The 16,765-nt window shown below is 69.1% G+C and carries 11 protein-coding genes; 4 read left to right on the top strand and 7 right to left on the bottom strand.

Going from position 1 to position 16,765, the window contains the following annotated elements:
- Nucleotides 1-22: 22 nt before the first annotated feature.
- From KD1_RS03005 to KD1_RS02985, 5 genes are all read right to left on the bottom strand, one after another.
- Complete coding sequence (locus KD1_RS03005) at nucleotides 23-1,501, bottom strand: sensor histidine kinase (RefSeq protein ID WP_068397313.1); 1,479 nt, start codon at nucleotides 1,499-1,501, stop codon at nucleotides 23-25.
- 98 nt (nucleotides 1,502-1,599) lie between these two features.
- Nucleotides 1,600-2,556 (bottom strand): electron transfer flavoprotein subunit alpha/FixB family protein, encoded by a 957-nt coding sequence (locus KD1_RS03000; protein WP_068397311.1) that lies wholly within the window; start codon nucleotides 2,554-2,556, stop codon nucleotides 1,600-1,602.
- A 34-nt stretch (nucleotides 2,557-2,590) separates the two neighbouring features.
- Complete coding sequence (locus tag KD1_RS02995; RefSeq protein ID WP_068397309.1) at nucleotides 2,591-3,373, bottom strand: electron transfer flavoprotein subunit beta/FixA family protein; 783 nt, start codon at nucleotides 3,371-3,373, stop codon at nucleotides 2,591-2,593.
- A 144-nt stretch (nucleotides 3,374-3,517) separates the two neighbouring features.
- Nucleotides 3,518-4,327, bottom strand: coding sequence for an enoyl-CoA hydratase/isomerase family protein (locus tag KD1_RS02990; RefSeq protein ID WP_068397307.1), 810 nt, complete (start codon nucleotides 4,325-4,327; stop codon nucleotides 3,518-3,520).
- Nucleotides 4,324-4,839 (bottom strand): YbjN domain-containing protein, encoded by a 516-nt coding sequence (locus tag KD1_RS02985; protein WP_068397304.1) that lies wholly within the window; start codon nucleotides 4,837-4,839, stop codon nucleotides 4,324-4,326. The genes KD1_RS02990 and KD1_RS02985 overlap by 4 nt, the downstream gene beginning before the upstream one ends.
- Before the next feature lie 72 nt (nucleotides 4,840-4,911).
- On the opposite strand from KD1_RS02985, the gene glgX reads away from it, so the two are divergent.
- On the top strand, nucleotides 4,912-7,077 hold the full coding sequence (glgX, locus tag KD1_RS02980; RefSeq protein WP_068397301.1) for a glycogen debranching protein GlgX: 2,166 nt from the start codon (nucleotides 4,912-4,914) through the stop codon (nucleotides 7,075-7,077).
- A gap of 74 nt (nucleotides 7,078-7,151) precedes the next feature.
- On the opposite strand, the gene KD1_RS02975 is transcribed toward glgX, so the two are convergent.
- Both KD1_RS02975 and glgP read right to left on the bottom strand, forming a co-directional pair.
- Nucleotides 7,152-8,846: a calcineurin-like phosphoesterase C-terminal domain-containing protein gene (locus KD1_RS02975; RefSeq protein WP_068397298.1), complete on the bottom strand. Its 1,695-nt coding sequence runs from the start codon at nucleotides 8,844-8,846 to the stop codon at nucleotides 7,152-7,154.
- Between the two features lie 220 nt (nucleotides 8,847-9,066).
- Nucleotides 9,067-11,652 carry an alpha-glucan family phosphorylase gene (gene glgP / locus KD1_RS02970; RefSeq protein WP_068397324.1) on the bottom strand — a complete coding sequence of 862 codons (2,586 nt, stop codon included), beginning with the start codon at nucleotides 11,650-11,652 and terminating at the stop codon, nucleotides 9,067-9,069.
- A gap of 190 nt (nucleotides 11,653-11,842) precedes the next feature.
- Here glgP and KD1_RS02965 point away from each other — a divergent pair, with 190 nt between their 5' ends.
- From KD1_RS02965 to KD1_RS02955, 3 genes are all read left to right on the top strand, one after another.
- The gene (locus tag KD1_RS02965; RefSeq protein ID WP_370670736.1) at nucleotides 11,843-14,035 is read left to right on the top strand and encodes an alpha-1,4-glucan--maltose-1-phosphate maltosyltransferase; all 2,193 of its coding nucleotides are present in this window, start codon (nucleotides 11,843-11,845) and stop codon (nucleotides 14,033-14,035) included.
- A gap of 16 nt (nucleotides 14,036-14,051) precedes the next feature.
- Nucleotides 14,052-15,794: a maltose alpha-D-glucosyltransferase gene (gene treS, locus KD1_RS02960; RefSeq protein WP_068397295.1), complete on the top strand. Its 1,743-nt coding sequence runs from the start codon at nucleotides 14,052-14,054 to the stop codon at nucleotides 15,792-15,794.
- Nucleotides 15,778-16,765: maltokinase N-terminal cap-like domain-containing protein (locus tag KD1_RS02955; protein ID WP_068397293.1), on the top strand; the 988-nt coding region annotated here is incomplete at its 3' end. The genes treS and KD1_RS02955, both read left to right, overlap by 17 nt.

Below are 16,765 nucleotides of genomic sequence, written 5' to 3'. Positions count from 1 at the left end.
TGAGCCGCCCCGCCGGCCCGGCTCAGCGCCCGCCGGCGCGGCTCAGCGGACGCAGCCGCGCCGAGAACCGGACGCGGGTCCCGGATGGCTGATTGTCCTCCCAGCGGATCGTGCCGCCCAGGTCGGAGACGAGCGAGGTGACGATCCGCGTCCCCAACCCGACACGCGAGGGCCGGTATCCACGCGGTAGACCGACACCATCGTCCTCGATGGTCACCCGCAGGATGTCCTGACCGTCCTCGTCGCTGCGTTCGCCGGTGATGGTGATCGTCCCATCACGGTCGGCCAAACCGTGCTCCGAAGCGTTCTGTACGAGTTCGGACGTGATCATCGCCACCGCGGTGGCATCCTCGGCCCGCATCCGCCCGAACGACCCCTGCAGCCGTGACGAGATCCGATGCTCGCTCGTGGCCACCTCGATGACAGACCGCAGGCTCCGCCGCGCGATCTCGTCGAAGTCGACCGTCTCGTCGAATCCGGTGCTCAGGGTCTCGTGGACCAGCGCGATGGTGCCGACTCGCCGTACGGCCTCGTTGAGCGCCACCTGACCCGGCCCCTCGGGCAGCCGCCGCGACTGGAGCCGCAGCAGCGCCGCCACCGTCTGCAGGTTGTTCTTGACCCGGTGGTGGATCTCGCGGATCGTGTCGTCCTTGCTGAGCAACTCCTCCTCGGTGCGGGTCAGCTCACTGACATCGCGGATGAGGATGAGCGCGCCCTCCCGCCGGCCGCCGCGGGTCAGGGGGATCGCCCGCAACGCGACCGTCGCCGACCCCACGCTGACGTCCGCGCGCCACGGCGCCCGACCCATCGTCACCACGGCCAACGACTCGTCGACTGCATCGCCGTCCCTGAGCAGCGAGGTGATGATCTCGGTGAAGTTCTGCCCCATGACCTCGCCGTCGTACCCCAGTCGGTGCACCGCGGAGAGCGCATTGGGGCTGATGTAGGCGGTGGTGCCCTCGGCGTCGATCCGCACGATGCCGTCGCTCACCCGTGGAGCACCGCGACGCCCGGTGGTCGAGTTCGCCGTCGGCCACTCCCCCGACGCGATCATGTCGAGCAGGCGACTGGCGATCTGTTGGTAGTTCGACTCGAGGTTGCTCGGGGTGCGCAACCGGTCCAGGTTCGTGTGGCGCGACAGCACCCCGATGACCTTGCCGTCACGCGTGATCGGCGCGGTGTCGGTGCGGATCATCGTGCCGCCGCTCTGGCTCGGCGCTCCGATGTGGATCTGCCGGTCGATGGCGGTGGCATCGAGCAATTCGGCCAGCGCCTCGCTCGGGGGTCGGCCGACGAGGTCGTTGAAGAACACCATCGACCCGGTCATCGGGCGGGTGTGCGCCGCCGCGCGCCAGTGACCGTCCTGGCGCACCCACACGACAAGGTCGGCGAAGGAGAGATCGGAGAGCACCTGCCAATCGCTGGTGAGCTTGATGAGGTGCTCGCGGTCGGCCTCGTCGAGGTGGTCGGCGCGTTCGAGGCCGTCGGTCAGCGTGCTCATTGGGCCAACACTACGGCCCGCCGAACACCACCGGAGCCCGGTACGACCAGGTGGTCGTACCGGGCTCCGGTCAGCGGTCGCGAGACCGCCGGGCGAACTCAGCCGCGGCGGGCCTGGATGGCCTCGGTGGCCTGCGGCAGCACCTGGAAGAGGTCGCCGACGACGCCGAAGTCGACGAGCTCGAAGATCGGCGCCTCCTCGTCCTTGTTGACGGCGATGATCGTCTTCGAGGTCTGCATGCCGGCGCGGTGCTGGATGGCACCGGAGATGCCGGCCGCCACGTACAGCTGCGGCGAGACCTGCTTGCCGGTCTGGCCGACCTGGCTGGTGTGCGGGTACCAACCGGCGTCGACGGCCGCGCGCGAGGCGCCGACGGCCGCGCCGAGGGAGTCGGCGAACGCCTCGACCGGGGAGAAGTCACCGCCGGTGCCGCGACCGCCGGAGACGACGATCGGAGCCTCGGTCAGCTCCGGGCGGCCGGTGGACTGGCGCGGCTCGGACTTGGTGATCTTCGCAGCGGTGGCGACGTCGGAGAGGGTCACGTCGACCGGCACCTGCGTGCCCGCCGCCTGGGCCATCTCGATGCCGGCGCTGTTCGGCTTGACGGTGATGATCGTCGTCGGCGTGGTCGCCGAGGCCTGCACGGTGTACGAACCGGCGAAGACCGACTGGGTGGTCTGCGCCGCTCCGTCGACCGCCTGCACGTCGACCGCGTCGGTGATCAGGCCGGCGTTGATCTTGACCGCCAGGCGACCGGCGATCTCCTTGCCGGCCGAGCTGGAGGCGATGATCACGGCAGCCGGGTTGGCCTGCCCGGCGATCTGGGCCAGCGCCTCGGCCTGCGGGGCGACGAGCGCGCCGGTCACGGCCGGGTCGGCGACGACGTAGATCTTCTCCGCGCCGTAGCGGGCCAGCACGTCGGCGGCCTCCTGGACGTTGCTGCCGATGAAGACCGCCGACGGGGTGCCCAGGCGACGGGCGATGTTGAGCATCTCGGCAGAGGTCTTGCGGACCTCACCGTTGTCGTGGTCGACGAGAACGAGAACTTCAGCCATTACGGGTGATTCCTTCCTTCCGGGCCGCGCGGGCTCAGATGAACTTCCGGGAGGCGAGGAACTCGGCGAGCTTGGTGCCGCCATCGCCCTCGTCGGTGACGATCTCGCCCTTTTCGCGCGGCGGGCGCTTGGCGAAGGAGTCGACCTTCGTCCACGCGGCGCCCAGGCCGACCTGGCCGGCGTCGACGCCGAGGTCACCCAGACCCCAGGTCTCGACCGGCTTCTTCTTCGCGGCCATGATGCCCTTGAAGGAGGGGTAGCGCGGCTCGTTGATCTGGTCGGTGACCGAGACCAGGGCCGGGAGCGTGGCCTCGATCGTCTCGGAGGCGGTGTCACCGTCGCGGCGCGCGGTCACGGCGGAGCCGTCGATCGTCAGCTGCGAGGCGTAGGTCACCATCGGCAGGTTGAGGCGCTCGGCGAGCATGGCCGGGACGACACCCATGGTGCCGTCGGTCGAGGCCATACCGGTGATGACGACATCCGGAGTGCCGATCTTCTCGATGGCCTTGGCCAGGAGCAGCGAGGTCGCCGGGGCATCCGAACCGTGGATCGCGTCGTCGGTGACGTGCACGGCCTTGTGCGCACCCATCTGGAGCGCCTTCTTGAGCGCGTCGGCGGCACCGGCCGGGCCGACGGTCAGAACGGTGACCTCACCCTCGCTGGCCTCGACGAGCTTGAGGGCCTCCTCGACGGCGTACTCGTCGAGTTCGCTGAGCAGACCATCGACGCCTTCGCGGTCGGTGGTGTTGTCCGAATCGTTGAACGTGCGCTCGGACTGGGCGTCCGGCACGTGCTTCACGCAGACGACGATGTTCATCAGGGAATCGTCTTCTTCCTGTGGGTCGGGTTGGTACTGGTAGATCGTGTCAGGCTATCGAACGGAAAGCACCATCGGACCGCCGTGATACCTGCCACGGCGGTCCGATGGGTGTGTCCGACACGGATGGTCGTGGGGCGAGGTTCAGGCGCCTTCGAACGTGGCCTTGCCCGGGCCGTTCTCGATGAACGAGTTCATGCCGTTCTCGCGGTCCCGGGTCGCGAACACACCGGAGAACAGCATCTGCTCGATCTGCAGACCGGTGGTCAGGTCGGTGTTCATGCCGCGGTCGACGGCCTCCTTGGCGGCGCGGATCGCGTAGGCGGGACCGCCGACGAACGACTTCATCCACTCCTTGGCCGTGGCGTAGACCTCCTCGGCCGGGACGACCCGGTCGACCAGACCGATCGCGAGGGCCTCGTCGGCCTTGACGGTGCGGCCCGAGTAGATGAGGTCCTTGGCCTTCGAGACGCCGATCAGGCGCGGCAGCCGCTGCGTGCCGCCCATGCCCGGAATGACGCCGAGCGTGACCTCGGGGAAACCGAGCTTGCCGTTGTCGGCCAGGACGCGGAAGTCACAGGCCAGCGCGGTCTCGAGCCCGCCGCCCAACGCGAATCCGGTGATGGCCGCGACCGTCGGCTTGGGGATGCGGGCGAGCGAGTCGATGCAGTCGATGAACTCGCCGGCGGCGTCGACCATCTCGGTGTACGACATCGCCGCCATCATCTTGATGTCGGCGCCGGCCGCGAAGGCACGTTCGCCGCCGTAGACGATGACGGCCGCGACGTCCTTGCGCTCGGTGGCCTCACGCGCATACGTGCGGATGGCCTCCTGCACCTCGGTGTTGAGGGCATTGAGCGCCTGGGGGCGGTTGAGACGGATCGTCGCGATGCCGTCCTCGACCTCGAAGAGGACGACGTCCTCGGTCACCTCCGGCTGCGGCTGGTCACTCATGCCTGCTCCTGCGGGTTCTGGTCGGTCAGGGTGCTTCCGCCGCCGAGCGCGGTGGCCTGCTCGTGCCACACCTGCACGCCGTGCATCGTCAGCGGCACGGCCATCGAGAGGATCTCGCGCACATCGGTGCCACCGACGAGCAGGCTCTCGCACGCGACGAGCAGCAGGTCGCTGTTCTCGCCGACGACGGCGGTCTTGATGAGGTAGTAGGCGGCGTTGACGTCGGCGCAGATGCGCAGGCGGGCCTCGGCGTCGGCCGGGGCGCTCTCGTCGATCATCCACTGACCGAACACACGCAGGGCCGGCATGGGCTCCTCGGTGCAACGCACGTAGAGGCGCTGACCCTCGTACTCGAATTCCACATCGCCGTCGTTGTCGATCCGCGGTTCGGAGCCGAGCGCGAGCAGCGAGTCGCGGACGATGTCGACCAGGGGAACGTTCTGTTCCTCTTCGGGCTGAGCGGCCGTCGGCGGCCCGCCGACGAAGTTGGGCAGGGCGGTGGGATCAGTCATGGACCCCAACCTATCGCCCACGATGCAGGTGCGGCAGGCATTGCCCTGCGGTGCCCGCCTACGCTGACCCCCATGGACCACCCCACCGGCACCCGCGTGTCCTCCGACACGGATCTGCAACCCAGGCCCGGCGTGACGGTGGTCGACAACGGTACCTTCTTCTCGGTCTACGCCGCCCATGCCGAGGCGGTGTACGTGTGTCTGTTCGAGGCCGGCGACACAGCCGGGGTCACCGAGCGGCGGGTGCCGCTGCCGCACCGCACCCACGGCTGGTGGCACGGCTTCGTCGAGGGAGTCGGCCCGGGGCAGCGGTACAACCTGCGCGTCGACGGTCCGTGGAGCCCCCACGACGGGCACCGGCACAACGTCAACAAGTTGCTCATCGATCCGTACGCCCAGGCGCTCGAGGGTGACGTGGCGCTGACCGAGGAGATCTACGCGCACACCGTCGAGGCACCCGAGATGACCGGCGACGACGAGATCCGCTCGGGGTTGGACAGCCGGGCGTGCGTGCCGCGCTGCGTCGTCGTCTCCGACGAGTTCGAGTGGAGCATCGTGCCCCGGCCGAGGCACCAACTCAGCAGCACGGTCATCTACGAGGTGCACGTCAAGGACCTCACCCGGCTGCACCCCGACGTGCCGGAGCACCTGCGCGGCACATACGCCGGGATGGCCCACCCGGTCGTCGTCCACCACCTGCGGCGGCTCGGGGTCACGGCCGTCGAGTTGCTCCCGGTCAACGCCCTCTTCTCCGAACCGCACCTGCTGCGCGAGGGGCTGATCAACCACTGGGGCTACAACCCCCTGTCGTACTTCGCCCCCAACCCCGCCTATGCCGCCGCGACCGACCCGCAGGGCGTCGTCGACGAGTTCAAGGGCATGGTCAAGGCGCTCCACGAGGCCGGCATCGAGGTGATTCTCGACGTCGTCTACAACCACACGTGCGAGCAGGGCGTCGACGGGGCGTGCCTGAGCTGGCGCGGTATCGACGCCAAGACCTACTACCGGCTCGATGAGCGCGGCGTCGACGTCGACGTCACCGGGTGCGGCAACACCCTCGACCTCTCCGAGCCCATCGTCGTGCAGATGGTGCTCGACTCGCTGCGGCACTGGGTTCAGGCGTACCACGTCGACGGCTTCCGGTTCGACCTGGCCGTGGCACTCGCCCGGGGGCCGCAGCACGACTACGACCCGCATCATCCGTTCCTGACCGCACTGCGCTCCGACCCGGTGCTCAGCCGCGTCAAGCTCATCGCCGAACCCTGGGACCTCGGCATCCACGGGTGGCGCACCGGTCAGTTCCCGCCCCCGTTCTCGGAGTGGAACGACCGTTTCCGCGACGGCACGCGGGCGTTCTGGTTGACCGACCTCAATCTGGCCCACCGCGGCGAGTCGCACTTCGGTCACGGGGTGCGCGACGTCGCGACCCGCCTGGCCGGGTCCGAGGACATCTTCGGCGCGAACGACCGGGGCGCGACGGCCTCGATCAACTTCATCACCGCCCACGACGGCTTCAGCCTGACCGACCTCGTCAGCTACGACCACAAGCACAACGAGGCGAATCGCGAGGGCAACCGCGACGGCACGAACAGCAACCGCTCGTGGAACCACGGCCTCGAAGGGCCGACCGACACCCGCGCGGTCAACCTGCTGCGGCGACGGTCGATGCGCAACCTGCTCGCGACGCTCCTGTTCTCGACCGGGGTGCCGATGATCACGGCCGGTGACGAGATGGGGCACACCCGGCAGGGCAACAACAACCCGTACTGCCAGGACAACGAGATCACCTGGCTGAACTGGGATCTCGAGAAGTGGCAGCGCGACCTGCTGGAGACCGCGCGGTTCCTCGTGCAATTGCGGCGTGAGTACCCGGCGTTGCGCCAGCAGCACTTCTTCCGCGGCGAGCCGGTCAACAGCGACGGCACGGCGGACATCACGTGGTACGACGTGCATGGTCACGTCATGCAGCCGCACCGCTGGTCGGATCCGAGTACGCGCACCTTGCAGATGTTCGTCAACGGAGCGCGGTCGCACCACCGGTCGATGCTGCTCGTCCTGCACGGCGGGAGCGGCGCGCGGGACGTGACCCTGCCCTCACCGGCGGGCGTGCGCGGCTACCGCCTGCTGTGGGACTCGATGTGGAATCGGCCGGGCGATCCGGGCTCCGTCAACCCGCCGGGCATCGTCACGATCGGAGCCTCGTCGGTCCGGGTTCATTTGGCCGTCGACGAGCCCTAGCGGTTCGAGGTATTACGCGTCGGAGTTCCGACGCGCAATACCTCGAACCGGGGGGGTGACGTGGGGTCGCGGGGTCAGTTCGCGGCGACCTCGAACGTCGTGGTCGAGTGGGACACCTGCCCGTACGGATCGGTCGAGCGCACCGAGACGGTGTGCGTGCCCGCCTCCAGCTTCGCCGGGAGTGGCGCTGTCCACAGGTGCGAGCTGGCCTCCGGCCTGACCGGACGCTCGGCGCCGACGTTCGTGGCCCGCAGCAGGCTGATGTACGGATCGTTCATCGGCGCAGACTGCGTCATGGCCGCGAAGCGACCGCCATCGACGCTGACCTCGACGCGGTGGCGCTCGCCGCCATCGAAGACGTTGGCCGTCAGGGTCGGCACCTGCGGCGCAGTCCAGTCGGCCGGCTGGTAACGCACCGGCGTCGTGAAACCGGCCGATCCGCTTGGGCCGGTGGGAACGTGGGTTGCCTTGCCCTCTCCGCCGGAGAAGGACAACCGCATCTGGAAATCTGCCGGCAGACTGGCCGCCTTGTAGCGAGGCGTGTACTTCGTCCCGCTGAAGTTCAGGTGGTAGTAGCCGTTGGGGTTGCCGTCGGCCATGTCCGCCGCACGGACACCGCGCGCGTCAAGGGGCCCACTCCCCCAGCCTCCGCCACGAACCTCGGCGAGGACCTGGTGGTGGAACGACGAGATGCCCTTCCATCCGTCCTCCGGACCCAGGTACATCTGCCAGCTGTTGGACGTGTCGTGACCCGAGACGCTGTAGATCTTCTTGCGGTCTCCGAGCACCTCGAAGAGGCCCGGCAGATTGGCCGTGTTGACCCCAGCCGACGTGGTCGCGTTCGTCTTCAGGGGGATGTGCGTCGCGAGCACGACGAGCTTGTCCGGGCTCACCTGTGCAAGGTCTGCCTCGAGCCACGCCAACTGGGCATCCGTCAGCAAACCCCGGTACCCCTTGTTCGGGCCGAGGTGCTCGATGTTGTCCATCGCCACGAAGTGCACGTCACCGTAGTTGAAGGAGTAGTCCGTCGGGCCGTAGACCGACTTGAAGGTGTCCATCGAGTGCTCATCGGTGAGCGCGTCGTAGTCCATGTCGTGGTTGCCCGGCAGGTTCCACCACGGAATGCCGACCTCGGCCACAGCGGCGTTGTGCTCCGGGAAGAGATCGAGGGGGTCGTTGACGACATCACCGACGGTCAGGCCAAAGAGCGCATCGGTGCCCTTGAGTTCGCTGATGACGTCCTGGCGCAGATCCCCGACCTCCTTGGAGTTCTTGGTCTGCGGGTCGGCGAAGAAGATCGCGTCGAACTCCTTGCGCCCACCATTGCCCTTGCCCGGCTTGGACTTGTCGGCGACGAGGGCGAAGTCGATGGACTTCGGCAAGGGACCAGTCGGGGCGATGCCGCCGTACTTCAACGCCTGCGGAGTCCCCTTCGGGTAGTGCCGGTAGTAGAACTGCGGCAACTGCACGTCGTTGACGGGGACCATGTAGTCGGAGGGCTTGGAGATGAAGATGATCGTCTCGTCGTCCACGGACAAGCTGTACGCGCCGTCCTTGTCGGTCGCCACGACATCGTGCCCGTTGGAGACGGCGACGTTCGCGATGCCCGGTTCGTTCGCGTCACGACGGTTGTTGCCGTTGAGGTCGTTGTAAACGATGCCGCGGGCGGTCTCCGAGGTCGTCGCCGCCGTACCGGAGGCCGCGATGGCAGGGAGAAGCAGGGCCAGCGTCAGCGAGGCGACGCCGCCCGCTCTGAGGTGCTTGATCATGGGTGATCGATTCTGTGGGGGGATGGACGCACAGAAACGTAGGCGCGGCAGCAGAATCCCGATCGAGGGCGGCGTGACGTGAGGGTGAACGACTGGCGAACACTGCACCTGAACGGTTCGAGACGTGAACGGTGCGCGACCTCAACGGTTCGAGGTATTGGCGACCGTTGTAGCGGTCGCCAATACCTCGAACCGGGGAGGTGACGTGGGGGCCGGGGCGTCAGGCGTTGGCGACCAGACCGAGCTCCGCCGGGGAGGCGAGCAGGTCGTGCTTGGGCAGGATGCGCACGGTGTAGCCGAAGGCCCCGGTGCGCTGCAACGTCAGGTCACCCTCGAACTTGCTCTTGCCGTCGTCGTACGTCTCGGTCAGCACCAGCGGCATGATCTCGATGTCGCGCAGCACGTCGTCGCCGCGACCGGTGTGCCCGGAGACGACCTGCACGTCGACCTGCTCGGCGGTCAGACCGTTGAGCTCGAGGTACGCCTTGACGTGCACCGTGTCGCCCACCTGCGGGGTGTCCGGCAGACCGGAGGACTCGACGTGATCGACCCGCACGCCCGGCCAGGCGGCGCGCACGGTCTGCTTGTACGCGGCGAGGTCCTTGGCACCGGCGTTGTCGTCGTTCCCGGCCCGCCAGCCGGCCCGCGCCGCCGGCACGTACAGCTCGCGCGTGTAGTCCTGCACCATGCGCGTGGCCAGAACCTTCGGCCCGAGCGTGCTCATCGTGTGCAGCACCATCGACAGCCAGTTGTGCGGCAGCCCGTCGTGGTCACGGTCGTAGAACCGCGGGGCGACCTGGTGCTCGATGAGGTCGTACAGCGCGGCCGCCTCGATGTCGTCCCGGCGGTCCGGGTCCTCGACGCCGTCGGCGGTCGGGATGGCCCAGCCGTTCTCGGTGTCGTACCACTCGTCCCACCACCCGTCGAGGATCGACAGGTTGAGGCCGCCGTTGAGCGCGGCCTTCATACCCGAGGTGCCGCAGGCCTCGAACGGACGCAGCGGGTTGTTCAGCCAGACGTCGCAGCCGGGGTAGAGCGGGCGGGCCATGGAGATGTCGTAGTTCGGGAGGAACACGATGCGGTGGCGCACCTCGGCGTCGTCGGCAAACCGCACCATCTGCTGGATGAGCTGTTTGCCGGTCTCGTCGGCCGGGTGCGACTTGCCGGCGATGACGATCTGCACCGGCCGCTCCGGGTGCAGCAGCAGGCGCTTGAGCCGGTCGGGGTCACGCAGCATCAGGGTGAGGCGCTTGTAGGTCGGCACGCGGCGCGCGAACCCGATCGTCAGCACGTCCGGGTCGAGGACCTGCTGGGTCCACCCGAGTTCGGCGTCGCTGGCACCGCGACCGAGCCACGACGTGCGCAGCCGCGAGCGCGCCTCGTCGACGAGCTGCTGGCGCAGTTCCCGCTTGACCGCCCACGCCTTGGCCCGGTCGATGCCACCGACGGCCGCCCAGTCCTCCGGGCGGTCGAAGTCGCTGTGGCCCAACTCGTCGTGCGCGACCTGGAGGAGCCGCGAATCGACCCACGTCCGCGCGTGCACGCCGTTGGTGATCGACGTGATCGGCACCTCGGCGGCGTCGAACCCCGGCCAGAGGCCGTTGAACATCGTGCGCGACACCGCGCCGTGCAGCCGCGAGACGCCGTTGGCCCGCTGAGCCAGACGCAGCCCCATGACGGCCATGTTGAACACGCCCGGGCTGCCGCCCTCGTAGTCCTCTGCGCCCAGGGCGAGCAGCCGCTCGGTGGGGATGCCCGGCAGGGCCATCTCGCCGCTGAAGTACGTCTGCACCAGGCTGGCGTCGAACCGGTCGATACCGGCCGGCACGGGCGTGTGCGTGGTGAACACCGTCGCGGCGCGCACGACCTCGAGCGCCTCGTCGAACGTCAGGCCCGCATCGAGCACGAGCTCGGAGATGCGCTCGATGCCCAGGAAGCCGGCATGACCCTCGTTCGCGTGGTAGACCGCCGGAGCGTGGGTCCCGGTCAGACGGGCGAACTGGCGCAGCGCGCGCACGCCGCCGACGCCCAGGAGCAGTTCCTGCTGGAGACGGTGCTCACCTCCGCCGCCATAGAGGCGGTTGGTGATGTTGCGGGCGGCATCGTCGTTGCCGGGCACATCAGAGTCGAGCAGCAACAGCGGCACCCGGCCGACGTCGGCGCGCCACACGTGGGCGCGCAGTTCGCGACCGCCGGGCAACGGCAGCGCGATGACGACCGGAGAACCGTCGGGCTCGCGTAGCAGGGACAGCGGCAGGTCGTCGGGGTCCAGGACCGGGTAGGTCTCCTGCTGCCAGCCGTCGCGGTTGAGCGACTGGGCGAAGTACCCGGTCTTGTAGAACAGGCCGACGCCGACGATCGGCACGCCGAGGTCGGAGGCCGACTTGAGGTGGTCACCGGCGAGGATGCCCAGACCGCCGGAGTACTGCGGCAGCACCTCGGTGATGCCGTACTCCGCGGAGAAGTACGCGACCGTCTGCGGCACACCCTCGCCGGCGTTCTCGGCCCCGTACTCGTGGTACCACCGCGGAGCCGTCAGGTACCGGTGCAGATCGGCCGCCGCGTCCTCGACCCGACGGCAGAACTCGTGGTCGTCGGCGAGCGCACTGAGCTCCGCGGGGGCCATCGCCGAGAGCATCGCGACGGGGTCCTGCCCGACCTCCTCCCAACGCTTGGGGTCGATGCCCCGGAAGAGGTCACGCGTGGGCGAGTGCCACGACCAGCGCAGGTTCGTGGCGATGTTGCCGAGCGCGGCGAGCTGCTCCGGGAGGACGGTTCGGACGCTGAAACGACGAATGGCCTTCACAGGCGCGAGTGTACGGGTGGCAGCGACCACGCGCCCGTCGAGCCGCATCATCGACGCAACACGTCGGCAGGCTTGTGCGAGACCGGGCGCCGTGGCGGCGCCCGGCGCGATAGCGTCGGACGAGAACGGCCCGCGCACCTCCCCCGCGCCGGGTCCGGACGGTTTCCCACCGACGCAGCAGGAGGACGACGTGCCCCCCGAGCAGGACCAGACGACCGTCAGCGCCACCCGGCCGACCGGCCCGGCCAACCCGAGCGGCGACGCCGGTCAGGCCGCGACCGTCCGCGACACGATCGAGATCCAGGAGCGGGTCGCCCAACCCGACGCCGTTCCCCACGCCACGGCCGGCGCCGGTTCCGACCTCACCGCGCACGACACCACGGTCACCCCGGTGAGCCTGCCGCCGCAGCACCCGCTGGGCCGTATCCCGGTCCTGAACGTGCGCCCGACCGTCGACGGCAACCACTTCCCGGTCAAGTCCGTCGTCAACGAGAACTTCTGGGTGCACGCCACCGTCTTCCGCGAGGGCCACGACGCCGTCAACGCCACCGTGGTCATCATCGACCCCGACGGCAACGAGTACCCGCAGACGATGACGTGCATCAACGTCGGTCTGAGCGAATGGCGCTCCCCCATCGCCGCCACCGGACCGGGCATGTGGGCCTACCGCGTCGAGGGCTGGTCCGACCCGTACGCCACGTGGCGCCACGCCGCCACGGTCAAGATCGACGCCGGCGTCGACGTCGACCTCATGCTCGAGGAGGGAGCGATCCTGCTCGAGCGCGCGGCGGCGACCGACGACCGCACCCCCGAGCAGGCCGCGCTCCTCACCGCCGCGGCCGCCGTGCTGCGCGACACCGGCCTGGACGTCGACGAGCGCCTCGACGCCGGCATCAGCGACCCGGTCGCCGGTGAGCTGTGGCAGCGCCCGCTGCGCGACATGGTCACCCCCTCCGAGGAGGTCCCGTGGCTGGTCGAACGCGAACTGGCCCTGCGCGGCTCCTGGTACGAGATCTTCCCGCGCTCCGAGGGCGCCCACCGCGGCTGGAACGGCGCCTGGCAGTCCGGCACGCTGCGCACCGCCGCCGCCCGCCTCGACGGCATTCGCGACATGGGCTTCGACGTCGTGTACCTCACGCCGATCCACCCGATCGGCACGACGAACCGCAAGGGCCCGAACAACACCCTCGACGCCGGCCCGGGCGACCCCGGATCGCCGTACGCCATCGGTTCCGAACTCGGCGGCCACGATGCGATCCACCCCGACCTGGGCACCTTCGACGACTTCGACGCGTTCGTCGCCCGCGCCCGTGACCTGGGCATGGAGGTCGCGCTCGACCTGGCCCTGCAGTGCTCCCCCGACCACCCGTGGGTCACGGAGCACCCGGAGTGGTTCACCACGCGCGCCGACGGCACCATCGCCTACGCGGAGAACCCGCCGAAGAAGTACCAGGACATCTACCCGCTCAACTTCGACAACGACCCGGCCGGGATCTATCACGAGGTCCGCCGCGTGGTGCAGGTCTGGATCGACCACGGTGTCACCCTCTTCCGGGTCGACAACCCGCACACCAAGCCCGTCGAGTTCTGGCAGTGGCTCATCGCCGATGTCGCCGCGGACCACCCGGAGATCATCTGGCTGTCCGAGGCGTTCACGAAGCCGGCGATGATGCACACCCTGGCCAAGGTCGGGTTCCAGCAGAGTTACACGTACTTCGCCTGGCGCAACGAGAAGTGGGAGCTCGAGGAGTACTGCCGCGAACTGGTCGACTCCGCGCACTACATGCGGCCCTCGTTCTGGCCGACGACGCACGACATTCTCACCCCGTACATGCAGCACGGTGGCCCGGCGGCGTGGAAGGTGCGCGCCGCCCTCGCCGCCACGCTCGTGCCGACGTACGGGATCTACGCCGGTTACGAACTCATGGAGTCCGTGCCCCGGCCCGGTGTCGAGGAGCAGATCGACAACGAGAAGTACGAGTTCAAGGACCGCCAGTGGTGCCTCTACGCGCCGGGCGGCAAGCGCGAGGGTGAGTCCCTGCACGGGTGGCTCAAGATGCTCAACACGATCCGGTTCGACCACCCGGCACTCGGCTGGCTGCGCAACCTCGTCTTCCACCACGTCGACGACGAGAACGTCATGTGCTACTCGAAGGAGCGCTACGGCGACACCATCCTCGTCGTGGCCAACCTTGACCCGCACACCGACCGGGAGTCGCTGGTACGCCTCGACATGGGCGCCCTCGGTTTCGGCCACGATGAGCGCTTCCTGGCGCACGACCTCGTCACCGACGAGGAATGGGAGTGGGGCGCGGAGAACTTCGTGCGGCTGGGCCCCTCGAGTGAGCCGGTCCACATCATCCACGTGAAGCGCTACTTCTGAGCCGGAGCGCAGCGCGATGCAGGGACTCAACCTCGCCCAGCCCGGGCTGAAGAACGACCCCGAGTGGTTCCGCAAGGCGGTGTTCTACGAGGTGCTCGTGCGCGCCTTCGGGGACACCAACGCCAGCGGGTCGGGTGACTTCGCCGGCGTCATCAAGCGCCTCGACTACCTCGCCTGGCTGGGCGTGGACTGCCTGTGGCTCCCCCCGTTCTACGCGAGCCCGCTCCGCGACGGGGGCTACGACGTCTCCGACTATCGGGCGGTGCTGCCGGAGTTCGGCACGCTGCCGGAGTTCACCGAACTCGTCTCGCAGGCGCACGCGCGCGGGATCCGGGTCATCGCCGATCTCGCGCTCAACCACACCAGCGACCAGCATCCGTGGTTCCAGGAGTCCCGATCGGACCCCGACGGCCCGTTCGGCGACTTCTACGTGTGGGCCGACACCGACGAGAAGTATGCCGACGCGCGCATCATCTTCGTCGACACGGAGGTCTCGAACTGGACCTTCGACCCGATCCGTCGCCAGTTCTTCTGGCACCGGTTCTTCAGCCACCAACCCGACCTCAACTTCGAGAACCCGGCCGTGCAGGACGCGATCCTCGACGTCGTCCGCTTCTGGATGGACCTGGGCATCGACGGGTTCCGCCTCGACGCCGTGCCGTACCTCTTCGAGGAGGAGGGCCACAACGGCGAGAACCACCCGCGCACGCACGCGTACCTGGCCCGCCTGCGCGCGATGGTCGAGGAGGAGTACCCGGGGCGCATCCTGCTGGCCGAGGCCAACCAGATGCCCGCCGAGGTCGTCGACTACTTCGGCACGACGGCCGAGCCGGAATGCCACATGTGCTTCCACTTCCCCGTCATGCCGCGCCTGTTCTACGCCCTGCGGGACGAACGGGCGAGCGCGATCATCGACGTGCTGCACGAGACTCCGGCCATACCGCCGGGCACGCAATGGGGCACGTTCCTGCGCAACCACGACGAGTTGACCCTCGAGATGGTCTCGCCGGAGGAGCGTGTGGCCATGTACGGCTGGTACGCGCCGGATCCGCGGATGCGCGCCAACGTCGGGATCCGGCGCCGTCTGGCCCCGCTGCTGGACAACTCGCGCGCCGAGATCGAACTCATCCACGCGCTGCTCCTGTCATTGCCCGGCTCGCCGTGCCTGTATTACGGCGACGAGATCGGCATGGGCGACAACATCTGGCTCGGCGACCGCGACGCCGTGCGCACCCCGATGCAGTGGACCCCCGATCGCAACGGCGGGTTCTCGTCCTCCGACCCGGGCAAGTTGTACCTGCCGCTGGTGACCTCGCTCGTCTACCACTACAACAACGTCAACGTCGAGGCGCAGATGGCGTCGAGTTCGTCGCTGCTGCACTGGGTTCGGGCGATGCTGGCGATCCGCCGCGAGCACCCGGTGTTCGGCATCGGCACCTTCGAGATCGTCCCGGCCGACAACGACGCGGTGCTCGCGTTCGTGCGCGCGCCCGAGGAGTCACCCGCCGGTGACGAGGCGGCCGACGAGGAATGGCCCAGCCGCGAGTCCGAGACGATCCTGTGCGTCAACAACCTCGCCTCGCGCCCGCAGGCCACGACCATCACGCTGCCCGCGTCGATGGCCGGAGCGCGGTTGCGAGACCTGTTCGGCGGCAGCGGTTTTCCGACAATCGGGCCGGACGGCACCGTATCGCTGACGCTCGGCTCGCGAGACTTCTTCTGGCTCAAGGTGGAGGCGGCCCATGGCACTGCTGTATGACGCGACGTTGACGCCCGGCAAGCTCGACCTCATCGCCGGCTGGATCACCGGCCAGCGCTGGTACGCCGGTTCGAGCCGCGGGCCGCTGCCGGTCGAGCAGTTGCGCCATGTCGGCCGCTGGCGGGTGGACGACCCGGCCGGCGAGGTCGGGTGCGAGGTGCATCTCGTGGCCGACGACTCAGGAGTCGCGGCCGGGGGCGAGCCGGTGATCTACCAGGTGCCGCTGACCTACCGCGGCGCTCCCCTGGCCGGCGGTGAGGCCGCGCTCGTCGGCGAGATGGAGCACTCGGTGCTCGGGCACCGCTGGGTCTACGACGGATGCCACGACCCGGTGTTCGCGGCCGAACTGCTCGGCCTGACGCTGGGTCGGGTGGGCGCGATGTCGTCGACGACCTCCGATGCCCCCGAGCCGGACGTCGTGGGCCACCGTCACCCCGACTGGGGCAGCGAGCTGAGCGTCGGGTCCTCCCGGGTGTTGACCGGCGAGCAGACGAACACCTCGATCGTGCACACGTGCACGGATGCGAGCGGCGCGCCCGTGAGTGTGATCACCAAGGTGTTCCGCGTGCTGGCGGCCGGTCGCAACCCGGACATCGAGCTGCAGGGGGTGCTGTCGGCCGCCGGGTCGACACGGGTGCCCCGCAGCGTCGGGCACGTCACCGGCCGCTGGCGCCCGGAGAACCGTGACGCCCGGCCGGAATCGTCGGCCGCACCGCTCGTCGACGGCGACCTGACGTTCACTTCGGTGTTCCTCGACGGGGCGGTCGACGCGTGGCGAGTGACGTTGGCGCTGCTGCGCGATGGGCTCCCCGGGATCGAGGAGCGGGCGGCGGCGCTGGCCGAGGCGACGGCCGAGGTCCACTCGGTGCTGGCGCAGCGCTGCCTGACGCGGCCGGTCACCGACGCCGACGTCGACGCGGTCATCGCCGGGATGCAGCAGCGGCTGGCCGCGGCCGTGGCGGCCGCCCCCG

Source organism: Kribbia dieselivorans NBRC 106261 (assembly GCF_001552435.1).
GTDB lineage: Bacteria > Actinomycetota > Actinomycetes > Actinomycetales > Dermatophilaceae > Kribbia > Kribbia dieselivorans.
The sequence above is the reverse complement of the archived record's forward strand: the minus strand, read 5'-3'. Positions and strand labels throughout refer to the sequence as shown.

What these genes read in the sequence shown, in the direction of transcription:
- KD1_RS02990 (WP_068397307.1), bottom strand. Translation starts at nt 4,327, where the DNA reads ATGAGTGACCAGCCGCAGCCGGAGGTGACCGAGGACGTCGTCCTCTTC.
- KD1_RS03005 (WP_068397313.1), bottom strand. Translation starts at nt 1,501, where the DNA reads ATGAGCACGCTGACCGACGGCCTCGAACGCGCCGACCACCTCGACGAG.
- KD1_RS02995 (WP_068397309.1), bottom strand. Translation starts at nt 3,373, where the DNA reads ATGAACATCGTCGTCTGCGTGAAGCACGTGCCGGACGCCCAGTCCGAG.
- KD1_RS03000 (WP_068397311.1), bottom strand. Translation starts at nt 2,556, where the DNA reads ATGGCTGAAGTTCTCGTTCTCGTCGACCACGACAACGGTGAGGTCCGC.
- KD1_RS02975 (WP_068397298.1), bottom strand. Translation starts at nt 8,846, where the DNA reads ATGATCAAGCACCTCAGAGCGGGCGGCGTCGCCTCGCTGACGCTGGCC.
- treS (WP_068397295.1), top strand. Translation starts at nt 14,052, where the DNA reads ATGCAGGGACTCAACCTCGCCCAGCCCGGGCTGAAGAACGACCCCGAG.
- KD1_RS02985 (WP_068397304.1), bottom strand. Translation starts at nt 4,839, where the DNA reads ATGACTGATCCCACCGCCCTGCCCAACTTCGTCGGCGGGCCGCCGACG.
- glgX (WP_068397301.1), top strand. Translation starts at nt 4,912, where the DNA reads ATGGACCACCCCACCGGCACCCGCGTGTCCTCCGACACGGATCTGCAA.